The sequence below is a fragment of the Crenothrix polyspora genome (assembly GCF_900163755.1).
GTDB classification, from domain to species: domain Bacteria; phylum Pseudomonadota; class Gammaproteobacteria; order Methylococcales; family Methylomonadaceae; genus Crenothrix; species Crenothrix polyspora.
The window spans coordinates 1-10828 of record NZ_FUKI01000013.1 but is presented as its reverse complement, the minus strand read 5'-3'; the positions used below and the strand labels follow the sequence as shown (position 1 = coordinate 10828).

9 protein-coding genes and 1 pseudogene are annotated in these 10828 nt (G+C 42.1%); 3 read left to right on the top strand and 7 right to left on the bottom strand.

All coding sequences use genetic code 11. The annotated features are described in order from the left end of the window. Positions 1-437 precede the first annotated feature (437 nt). Positions 438-680, top strand: coding sequence for a BrnA antitoxin family protein (locus CRENPOLYSF2_RS00990; RefSeq protein WP_087142106.1), 243 nt, complete (start codon positions 438-440; stop codon positions 678-680). Between the two features lie 34 nt (positions 681-714). Here the strand turns inward: CRENPOLYSF2_RS00990 and CRENPOLYSF2_RS00985 are convergent, their stop codons facing one another. From CRENPOLYSF2_RS00985 to CRENPOLYSF2_RS00965, 5 genes are all read right to left on the bottom strand, one after another. Continuing rightward, a complete protein-coding gene (locus CRENPOLYSF2_RS00985) occupies positions 715-1686 on the bottom strand; it encodes a hypothetical protein (RefSeq protein WP_087142105.1) in 972 nt (323 codons plus the stop codon). A 3-nt stretch (positions 1687-1689) separates the two neighbouring features. Next, positions 1690-3903 carry a pyridoxal phosphate-dependent decarboxylase family protein gene (locus tag CRENPOLYSF2_RS00980; protein ID WP_176370986.1) on the bottom strand — a complete coding sequence of 738 codons (2214 nt, stop codon included), beginning with the start codon at positions 3901-3903 and terminating at the stop codon, positions 1690-1692. A gap of 64 nt (positions 3904-3967) precedes the next feature. Then, the gene (locus CRENPOLYSF2_RS00975) at positions 3968-5917 is read right to left on the bottom strand and encodes a M36 family metallopeptidase (protein WP_087142104.1); all 1950 of its coding nucleotides are present in this window, start codon (positions 5915-5917) and stop codon (positions 3968-3970) included. A gap of 80 nt (positions 5918-5997) precedes the next feature. Further along, on the bottom strand, positions 5998-7911 hold the full coding sequence (locus CRENPOLYSF2_RS00970) for a M28 family peptidase (protein ID WP_087142103.1): 1914 nt from the start codon (positions 7909-7911) through the stop codon (positions 5998-6000). Between the two features lie 561 nt (positions 7912-8472). Beyond that, complete coding sequence (locus tag CRENPOLYSF2_RS00965; RefSeq protein WP_087142102.1) at positions 8473-9579, bottom strand: metal-dependent hydrolase; 1107 nt, start codon at positions 9577-9579, stop codon at positions 8473-8475. Positions 9580-9660: 81 nt separating this feature from the next. Between CRENPOLYSF2_RS00965 and CRENPOLYSF2_RS00960 the strand changes: the two genes are divergently transcribed. Next, a complete protein-coding gene (locus tag CRENPOLYSF2_RS00960; protein WP_087142101.1) occupies positions 9661-9960 on the top strand; it encodes a BrnT family toxin in 300 nt (99 codons plus the stop codon). After that, entirely contained in the window at positions 9944-10210 is a 267-nt protein-coding gene (locus CRENPOLYSF2_RS00955) for a BrnA antitoxin family protein (protein ID WP_087142100.1), read from the top strand. The genes CRENPOLYSF2_RS00960 and CRENPOLYSF2_RS00955 overlap by 17 nt, the downstream gene beginning before the upstream one ends. 30 nt (positions 10211-10240) lie before the next feature. Here CRENPOLYSF2_RS00955 and CRENPOLYSF2_RS00950 read toward each other — a convergent pair whose 3' ends face one another. After that, complete coding sequence (locus tag CRENPOLYSF2_RS00950; protein ID WP_087142099.1) at positions 10241-10450, bottom strand: hypothetical protein; 210 nt, start codon at positions 10448-10450, stop codon at positions 10241-10243. Then, a pseudogene (locus CRENPOLYSF2_RS00945) lies at positions 10447-10828 on the bottom strand (hypothetical protein); the annotation flags it as partial. The pseudogene CRENPOLYSF2_RS00945 and the gene CRENPOLYSF2_RS00950, both read right to left, overlap by 4 nt.

Genomic DNA, 10828 nt, shown 5'->3' with positions numbered 1-10828 from the left:
TGGCTTGCCAGTTTTTAATGTGCTTGATGTGGTGTTTTTGGAGTGTCATCGGTTATCCTCGGACCGACATTCCGCACCCCTATTCATAATTTTATGATTAAATTTAATTTAATAATTTCAGTATGTTATAAATTTGTCGAATTTTTGGCGTATTTTCAAAGTCATTTATATCAGCTTATATTTAACAAAAAACAAACGAGAGATGAATTTTTCTTGTTTTAATTCGAAAGTCTAAAATCCAAAAAAATACTAAAATTCATTAAATATCAATATGTTATTTAAATGCTGAATTTTTATTTAGGGGTGCGGAATGTCGGCTCGGAAAAAATCTGGAGGATATCAGGGCCGATAAAAAAATTTTAGATGGTTTTGCTACGCGCTTACCGCTTACCTAAATCCCGTGAAACTTTAGAGCCTTTTGTTGATTAGCACCCAATATGGGGGATGCGGACATACACGCCTCGGCTATGGCCGACCCCGATGCACAACCGACCGATGAAGATTTTTGGAAAACTGCAAAACTTGTTTTCCCAGAAGCGAAAGAAACCGTGACGATACGGCTGGACAGTGAAATGCTGCGCTGGTTTAAGGGGCAGGGTAAAGGCTACCAAACCCGCATTAACAGCGTGTTGTGTGCTTATATGAATGCACAGGGCAACCATAAGCAGCAAAACAATTAGGATACGTCCAAAGCATACGGCTATATTTTGCGCCCTATGAGTTATTCTTGCCACCTTGAAGATTAGCTAAATTTCGCCAAAAAACTTCGAGACTTTGGACACCACTAAATGCGGAGCTCCATAAAGTTGCGTCGCATATAAAAATATTAGCCGTCCGATTACCACTAGGAGGAATCCACAAAAGCGCATTAAAGTAAAGATTTCCAGCTTCTACAAATGGATGGTTTGACGCTGCCGGATTAATAAGTTGCTTTGCTAATACGTGGACAGATTCTTTTAAGAAATCAGGGACAAAATAATGAGGAAGATGAGCATGAAGATTGAACGTGGTAACACCTTGAAGAATATTAAGATCATCTAATTCTGAAAATTTTAGCAAAGGAGCGGGAGAATTATCTTTGCTGGATTTAGCTGGATTGAGTCCAAATTGGTTTTCAATAGGGAAGCCAAGTTCGGCTAGAATTGCTCTCGCAAATCCACCAATCCTCTGTTGGGCAGGAACTAAACGATCTCCGTGATGTAAAAACTCGACTTCACGAGAAGCTTGATCAGAAGAACCAACATCGTGTTGAGGACAGACCAATAGACAAGTATCCTTACGCTCTAAAAATTTCTTAATGGCTTTTATTTCTTCTTCTGTGGGTTTCTGCTCTGTAGTAAAGTGATCTAAGCTAACCACAATCAGAGTGTCGATATCTTTAAGAAAACTTTCATCGAGTGACTGAACAAGACCATTTTCACTTTGCCGTTGTATCAAAGAGACAGGATTACCTGTTACTCCACATATAACGTCACTGAAGTGTTGAAAGTCAAATAAAACAACGTGATCTAAGAAACCAGAAATATCTTGCTTGTATTGTTCTTGGCTTGCTGTCCATTCATACAAAGGCCATATTGCTCGTCGAAATTCAAATAGAGCAGGATATCGGTTTTCCAATTTTCCAAGCTCTGACCCAATTTCTTGAGGACGACTCCAAGAAAAGTAAAGTGTAAATCTTCTTGACATTAGTTAGTACCCCCTGATTTGTGTTAGCGCTATTTCTTCAATGGCTTCAGTCATGGCTTTGCGAAACTCACTTTCAAGGATATCCAAAAAAGAACCTTTGGTGGTTTCAGTCAACCAAGGATCCATTACCACAGAGCGCAGTACTGTTACTGACGTTCCAGTCGAATCTCCAACCCCTAGACGGCGTTTATAGTCATTTATAAAAGTATCCCCATATTGAACGGCATTTAAATCAGTAGTACTTACAATCAGATCGTAATTATAAATATCCTCCCCTGGATTGATACTCAGTCTATTATAAAGGGCTTTGTTTAAACGATTCGTTTGGAGTAGATCGGTATTGATTTTTCCTGATGCAGTTTTAAAATTAAACGCATAAGCCAAAATGTTCTCATCTGGCCCAATTTCTGCTAATAATTTCATTGCCTCACTGTCTTTAATAATCTCTTCGTTTGTTTTACCCACAATTCTGTCACGAATAAATTGAATCTGTTGTTTCACATTAGAACCGTTAATCTCCGCAGGTAACCGAGAGACGGGAATCACAACAAAAGGATCTTCGGGGTTCGCCATACACAAAAGTCGCGCATATAGTTTCTTGCAACTAAACAAAGCCTGCCCAATGATTTTCCCGTAGCCACTCTTGGAAGGTCGAATTACACGATGACTTAAGTAGACCGCTGCCGCTGCCGCTCCTGGCTTTGATCCCTCTATTCCGTAAATACCTACTGTTGGCTCTGCTCCACCGTGGAAAACAACGGGGGCACTAAAGGTAACAAGGTCGCGCATCGCTGAATTACGATAGCACAACGCTCCTGCTGGATAGGGAATATAACCAGATTTATGTGGATCTACTGTAATTGAATCAGCATTACCCAACACTTCAAACTGATCGACTACATATTGCTTTAACGGCACTACAGGTGGAGGTAAAGGAGCGAATGTAGCCAATGGTTCTGGCATATCAAAATCATCACGAATAACAGAAACATGATAACCGCCCCACGCGGCATCCCCATGAACAGTGAATTCTAAGCCTTTTAGACGGAATTCTTCTCGGAGAGCCAAAATGTCTTTAATAGGATCGATCGCACTTTCTTCCGTACTACCAATTACCGCAACCACTGTGTAAACGGGTCTCTTCTCTACTAAACATTCTTCTAACAATTCTTTTAAGGCTGCAATATTCATTCTTGCATCTTTATCTACGGGTACGTCAATCATGTTGGATGCGCCAATACCGAGGACAGCAGCAGCTTTGGGAAATGAGTAATGTTTTGTTCCTGGCACAAAGAAGGCAGGAGACTTGTCAATCTGATTGAGAAAGCGGCGGGAAAATTCTTGAATACCTAAACTTTGTAAGGAATATTGAGAGACACTAGCAGTAATAGCATCTCGTGAAATATGATATTCCTTAGTTAGACGAGTTGGTAAAGCGAGGATATCATCAGCTTTGAGATTAAGTATTGACCAAGCATCCAGCTCAATTAAAGAGAATAATTCGCCCGTTCCCAGAGTAACGGTTATTTCTTTAGCATTGGCTAAGGCGGGATCTTCTTTTAAAGCGGCCTGTAACGCCATAGGATAGAACTTGAGATTTCTCGCCGACCAAATAGCCTCAATATTCGCAACAGTGCCATCACAGGTAATATGCCCCCAAGGTCGAATAGCTCCATTCTCAATTTTTTCTTCATCTGGAATGGAGTATCCAAGCATTCTACAAAGATCGTCGCCAACCAATATTTCTAAAATTGTTGTCGCTGTTGACCCTTCAAAAGCAACATTATTAGGGTTGTATAGCATGGCTGCAAAATAGCCTAGGATACCAGGAATAGTTAAATCCCAATTCATGTGTCCTTGGTAACGCATACTGAAGAATGGAACAGATTTTTTCAGAAATGCAAGCAAGGACTGATATCCCTCAGTTAATGAATCCATCGCTTCTAAATATTCTGGCGATCGTTTCATCTCCTTGGTGATGTGAGTCGGATCGCTGGGATGAAAATTTCTACGCCAAAATACCTGATCTCTGATTGCTTCGACTATAAAGCGCTCCAATTCATCAGCATTTTCTGCTTTTGGCCCTAAAAACCAGGCTTCCAGGGCGCGAGTTCCCGTATTGTTAAAATTGGGTATTTCACTTGATTGAGATAATTGGCGAATACCTCGACGTGCTTTTTCAAAACCTTGACTAAGAGAGTCACGGGGAATATTCATCAGCTTTTACTCCAAGTAATTACTATAGTGGAACAAAAAATTACCATTTACTCCTGATTTCCAGCTACAAATCGGTAGGTAGATTGAAATCCGCAACAATTCCATTGAGTGAAGCCCCAATACAATCTGCATTAATTCCCATACCAAATTTGGCAAAAGTTGTCCAAACCACTTTTTTTATTTTTATGTAATCACCGCCATTCAAGATTCCTGATATATTCAAGCCATCGAGTGCCTTAATAATTGCGTCACGCTCATCTAAGAAACTGGGATTAGAGGGGGAAAGTTTCAACCCATCGATAACAATTTGCCAGCCAATTTTATGACCGAGGTCTTTAGATTCTAGCGTCTCTCCAATCTTACGATTCATCTCCATCAAAGTGGCACACCAAATCTCACCGATGTTGTGCTCTTCGTTGTAACGCCCCGCCCCAATCTTGCCAAAATGGTCAGGGAAGTTACTATCATATTTTAGCCCTCTGATACCATTGGAATTATTAAGTACCCAATCCCCAGTGACAACTTTTTCAACTGACTTACCGAAATTTTGAATCGTCAGAGCAAAATAGTCGCTCCAGCCTTCACCCATGCCTCGGGATTGTGGTTGTTGAAGCCCCATGGGACTATTCATCCTCCCCCCTACTAAGCGGTTAGTTACACCATGAGTAAATTCATGGAAGACAACATCTGCATCAAAAGCGGTATGACGGCCAGTTGAAGCCACTAGCCCCATATTCATAACAGGTCTTCGACCATCTTGAGGGCTAGACATGTTAGCTGTTCCGTTAACTGTTCCGCTATGCGCGAGCGCCTGTACTGGATCGCCAGCAGATCCTTTTCCCGTGTAATTTACCTCTTGAAAGTTTCCAGCGGCCTCATCAAATCCCAACATATAGAAAAAGTCGTGCATATAATTGCAAAAATAGAAAATATTCAGAATCTTTTGGTCATCCCCTATGCTATTGGCGGGATCGAAGACTACTTTCCCATTTTGGATTATGCCTTGAAGAGTAGTACTAGAGTTACCTAATGTGGCAATTGTATTATTACCAATGCAATTATCGTTATTACACCAATGACGAGGAAACTGAGGATCCAGACCGGTGGGTTGGGAAACAGGATAATCATTCAAATTCTGAGGGAAAGGAATCATTTGCCGTGGTGTAGTACTCGGATTTTCCTTGTAAACATTGCCCTCTGCCAGAACTGTTCGCATTAAACTTTGACAGTAAAGAATTTCTGATTCAGTACGATCCGCTGAGACAATGACTTCGTATTGGTCTTGATAATCTGGCAGAGTAATCCGTATATACCATCCAAGTCGCGTCTCAGGATTTTGGTAGAAAAGAACGAGATGAGCAGAAATTAAATCAGCAAAAGGCCCTTTATCCAAAACAGTCGGTTGGCTCGGCATTGGAAAAGCCACCAGTACTTGGGGAGTATAATCAGAAACATCAACGCGGATTGGAATCATTGGTTCTCCCCAACCATCAATCATTACCTCTGTTTCATTAGGATTAGCCACATACTGAGCAGCTGCTATTACTGCTTGAATAATGTTAATTTGTGGTGCAATATCAATTCCAGAAGGAAGATTAACGTTGTCCCCTACTGCACCGCTAACTGTGTTACTAGGAGAGAATAGGACAGTACGAACCATCTGAAAGACGGGAATACCATGATAGGTTTGTTGTAGATGAACTGTTTTATTTTTGGAACTGTTAGTTACAATAGTGGGATCCGGAACAAATTCAACTGGTTCACTAGGGGCGAATCCGAAGACAGCACTGGTTTGAGCAACAAAGGTCAAGGCTTGCTCAATCAGAGGTTCTTCTGTGCCTGGCCCATCGTTTAACAAAACACTATTGGGGGTGCCCGTGAACGAATTTAAGGCGATAACCCTAAGTATAGGGGTTTCCTCTGAGAGAGAATCAGCAACCTGACTGAGTTCATTCATTCGAGCGGTAGTCGCACGATTGGTATCAAAATTACGAGTATCAACAGAAAGTCTCATTCGCGCACCTCAATTTTAGTGATTTTGAAAATAAGAAAAGCTAAGTTTAAGTTGTAATAATATCTTTATTTAAATAAAAATTATGAGTTTGCTGTCAACCATGCAGATGCCGCAATAACTCGAGCAATATCGGCGGCATAGTCAAAATCTACGAAGGTATCCTTATCTTTGTGGTAGTTAGGATTTGCCTCAGCCACTGGAGAACCTGGTTCTGGACCGATAAAAAAATCCTCAGAAGTAACACAAGCCGCATAACCTCGTTCATGAAAACTGGCATGATCGCTCCTTCCGGCAGCAGGATCTGTCAGTATATAAATTTGAGGGAGTTCTAAATTGGAAGATACTTCTGGGATCAAACGTTTAATTCGTTCCGCAAGCGCTATAGACCTAGCCTGAACATCGGCTGAAGGCACATAACCAACATGAACCTCAAAGGAACGAGGAGGGACTACATTGTAACCGATCATGTCCATCTGATAGACACCAATAATAGGAGCCGCTAAAGCTGCTTGAGTTCGTGCGTAAGCTTTGCTCCCTACTAAACCATGCTCTTCGGCGTTAAAAAGAACGAACCGAATGGTTCTCTTTGGCGGTCTAATAACGGCTAATTGTTTGATAACATCTGCGATCACCAAGACAGCGGCAACACCACTAGCATCGTCATCAGCACCAGGTGCGGGATCTCGTTCGGGATTATAAGAATAATCACTGAAAGCAGCCGTAGAATCTAAATGAGCAGTAACTAAAACAATTTCTTCTGATTCACTACCACATAATTCTGCTTCTACGTTATCCAACCCTCGTCCTTCATGGACAAATCGATCTATTTTTATGCTAAAGCTACCGCCACCAATTTTTTCGAAATCTTTTACCAAAGCTTCTGTAACTAGACCAATATCTGCGCTATGAATATGTCGACTTTTGATTTTAATTCCTGTTGATTCATCAATCGGCGTTATCCCTGCATATCTTTCTAGGTATTCACGAATTGAATCTGCTGTAATTGTTTTGAGCTTTTCTAATTCAAAATCGCTAAGAGCCCGTTCAACGTTGGATGCTTGAAGAAATCCTGCTGTTCTAGCGTTATTACCTTCCCCAAACGGTTCAAGTAAGCTGGGATCTGGTAACAATTTGAGATTATGTCCGTGATACGCTTCTTCAAAGTGGTATTCTTCCACAGAATGATTGCTTGGTAAGGCGACATATAATCCTTCAGAGGTAGCAGATAAAACCCATTGAGATTCTTCATCACCAGCAAAAAAGTTACTAGATTGCCCTTGAGGGTTGAGAAATCCAGTACGAATTTGCCGATCGTCTCGGAGCAGATACAATTCTGTTGTTAAAGGATCGTTCTCACTTCCCAGAAAATCGACTTGAAAGCCAAGATTGATGAGAGTTGGTATGGATGAGGTTGTAGCAATCGCGTAAACTTGGCTTCCATTTTCTCCAGTTACATATAATGGCACTACTGATGATAGTTCCCTAATAACCGATCGCCATGCTTGATCGTTTTGCTCTGCTGGAACAGTGACGCGAATATATCTCAAACGGCTGCCATTTAGTACATCCCAAACTAAACATGGATGCGACACTACTTGCCAACCTAAATCATTAGCTGCTTTGCGCTCCTTGCTATCTTCCCCTACATATAAGCAATTTTCAGGAATATTGGCAAAATCAGCTTTTATTGCAGCTAGCAAAAAAATTTCTGGAGAAGGCTTACTAACACCGACTACAGAGCTATAAATAAGTAAGTTTGGCTCAAAAAAGCTATAAATTCCAGCTTCTTTAAGCACTCTTGTCATATCATCTTCCGTTTCATTGCCAGTATTAGATATAACACCTATTTTCAGGCCGTTATTTTTTAACTGCTGAAGGATTTTTGGTATGTATGGATAGATATCTATTTTTTCTAATCTGAAAGAAGGGGATGATATTTTCGGACTCCCCAAAGTATTACCAATGTCAAAAAAAACTGATACGCTTCTGTTCACTTTACATCCCCACTTTAATCAAACTTATTATCAGATTTAAATATCTTCACTCAATTTTATTCAATGCAATTAATGTTAACCAGATGAATTAAAAGAGCTAAAATATACTTAGCAAGATACCGTAAACTTAAAAAGAAATTATTTTGGGTAAAACACCTAACAAATAGCGACTAAATTAAAAACTTACATATTTCTCACGCGAGTGTCAAGTAATTTTGCACACATTAGGATAAATCCCTATGAAACAATAAAGCAGTTAACAATTTAATCCACGAAAATAAGTTGTTTGTAATATTTTTCCAAATTAAACAACATCTTCGAAAGCAGGGTCATTATGAAATTTTCGGTAACTCCAACAGCCGACATCCGCCTAAACTAAATCCTAGATGATAAGCGTAGTACAATCTGTGCTGTCGTTATTATTAACATATCTGTATATTTATTTCTGTTAAATATTACCACTAATTATTGGCAATATTTACTTGACATAGGTTTTTTTTAATGAATGTAGTAAAATTTAATGACAATTAAAAATCGAAGTACCTGAGTAAAAGAGCACCATCACAACCCCCTCAAAACCCCAGGCATCTCCTCACTATCCGCACCCCCAGCAAAATTAAGCTCCACCGGCTTATCATGAGACCGTAACCAAAACTGCACCACCACCTCGCCCCGAATCGCCGTCACATTCAAATACTCGCCTAAATCCTCAGCCCTGGCATAATGCAGCCGCACCTTATCCCCGCCCCACAACACCGGATGGTAAGCCTCAATCTGGCTCACATTCACCACCTTGTCGGCATCCACATACAACTCACCGACCAGATAATACCCATGATTGGCCTTCAAATTATTCACCAGCCACCGCAATGACTTACCCTTCATATCCACCCGCTGCGAGATTACCCTGAGCGGTTCGCCTTTGATTAAAACAGCATCGACCGGAAACAAGTTATGTTGCATCTGGCTTTTGCCCACCGAACGCACCTTGCCGTTATGCTCAATAATCAGGCCGCTTTGCCATGCGCCCAATATCGGGCATACACAGTTGATATGCTCCAAGGTCAGGTTATCAATGGCTTTCAGTTCCAGCGTGTACCAGTTTGCGCCCTGCACCTCGATAAATTCATCGTATGAGATTTCAAAATCCTTCAGGATTTGATGTAAGCCACCCCGCAAACCCAAGTTGCTCATCGGATATAAACCCACACAAAATACCAGCATGGAACACAAGACAATCATTTCTGCCTTGCTGCCCACTTCCAGCCGGTACGCCCGTTTGCCCGGCATAACGACACGGATCGGCGACGGCCAGAACAAGTCCACGCCGCGAAAATTGGCCATGTCGATTTGCAGATGTGACCAGTAACCACCGAGCACCGCCCAGAAATACAGGGGAAAATAAAAATACAGCGGCGATATCAACGTCACCAGGATGGCAATGCCGACAAAGGAATGGGTGATGGTGCGGTGGCCGAAGCGTTTTTCCAGCGGCACCGAAATCCAGAACAACGGCCTGCCGACTTTGGAGGTCGGCAGGTCGATGTCAGGCATGATGGAGAACAGCATCGCCAAGCACCAGGCTATGGGGTCGATCTTGTACTCAAAGACGGTTGCGCCACCCAAGTACATGACGGTTGAAAAGGCGGCGTGGGTGGCTGCTAGCATTATTTTTATCCGTAGGTCGAAAAAGTATGGAAAATAAAACCCAGCCTTGCTACAGTCTGTATATGTTAGTAATATACAAATATGATTGATTTAGCCAAAATATCAGGGTTTGACTGGGACGAAGGCAATAGCCTTAAAAACACCAAGCATGGTGTCTCCATGTCTGAATCCGAACAGGTGTTTTTTAACGCCCCCTTGTTGTTATTGGCCGATGTAAAACACAGCCAGCAGGAGCCGAGGTTTCACGCTTTGGGTAAAACAGATACAGACAGGCTTCTGCACATTACGTTTACCTTACGTGGCCACGGTACAACTATCCGCGTGATCTCGGCCAGGGACATGCACAGAAAAGAGCGAGCTATTTATGGGCAAACCACTTAAAACTATCCCTTCATTTACCAACGAAGCAGAAGAACGCGCTTTTTGGGAAGCCAGCGACTCCACCGATTATGTGGACTGGAGCCAAGCCCAATCTGTTGTATTTCCCAACCTAAAACCCACCACCAAAACCATTTCTTTGCGCTTGCCCCAACATTTGCTGGATGCGATTAAGGCGGCAGCTAATTCGCGTGATGTGCCTTATCAATCATTAATAAAAATATGGTTGCAAGAGAAGCTACACAACAACTAAATTTATTAGTTTAATGGCGTTAAATATATTTTATTTCGCTTGGAACAAAAAAGCCGGAAGCTTTGAATCCCCGCCAGTGCAACGCTCCCGCAACGCCATCACCAACACCTCCGCATCGGCCACCGCGTCCACCGGATCACGCTGCAACGCCGAAGCCAGCACCGACTTTAACCAGTAGGACGCGGCCATATCGTTACGGATTTCCTCACACAACACACTGACAACCTTGTTTTTTTTCACTGCCCAACCCCCTTAAAAATAAAGAACCTAAAGGTTAAAAACAACGCCGCACCCATGCCGCCCATGATGTACAGCGTCTTATCGCCCGTACCCATGCCGATGTAACGCATGGACACAATCAACGCGCCAAGGATCATCACCATCGGCGTAAAGTCCAGGTACTTGACCCCTGCTTCATGACGCATGGCGCGTACCTTTTTCTTGTCAATCAGGCTCTCCTTGCTGGACTCGTCCAGCATGTCGTAAATGGCTTGCGGTACGCCACCGGACTGTTTCACCACATGGGAAATGAACTGTTCGGGCGATTCGATCAGAAGTAAGCGCGTAGCAAAACCATCTAAAATTTTTTTATCGGCCCTGATATCCTCCAGATTTTTT

What these genes read in the sequence shown, in the direction of transcription:
- CRENPOLYSF2_RS00990 (WP_087142106.1), top strand. Translation starts at nt 438, where the DNA reads ATGGGGGATGCGGACATACACGCCTCGGCTATGGCCGACCCCGATGCA.
- CRENPOLYSF2_RS00955 (WP_087142100.1), top strand. Translation starts at nt 9,944, where the DNA reads ATGGGCAAACCACTTAAAACTATCCCTTCATTTACCAACGAAGCAGAA.
- CRENPOLYSF2_RS00980 (WP_176370986.1), bottom strand. Translation starts at nt 3,903, where the DNA reads ATGAATATTCCCCGTGACTCTCTTAGTCAAGGTTTTGAAAAAGCACGT.
- CRENPOLYSF2_RS00985 (WP_087142105.1), bottom strand. Translation starts at nt 1,686, where the DNA reads ATGTCAAGAAGATTTACACTTTACTTTTCTTGGAGTCGTCCTCAAGAA.
- CRENPOLYSF2_RS00960 (WP_087142101.1), top strand. Translation starts at nt 9,661, where the DNA reads ATGATTGATTTAGCCAAAATATCAGGGTTTGACTGGGACGAAGGCAAT.
- CRENPOLYSF2_RS00965 (WP_087142102.1), bottom strand. Translation starts at nt 9,579, where the DNA reads ATGCTAGCAGCCACCCACGCCGCCTTTTCAACCGTCATGTACTTGGGT.
- CRENPOLYSF2_RS00975 (WP_087142104.1), bottom strand. Translation starts at nt 5,917, where the DNA reads ATGAGACTTTCTGTTGATACTCGTAATTTTGATACCAATCGTGCGACT.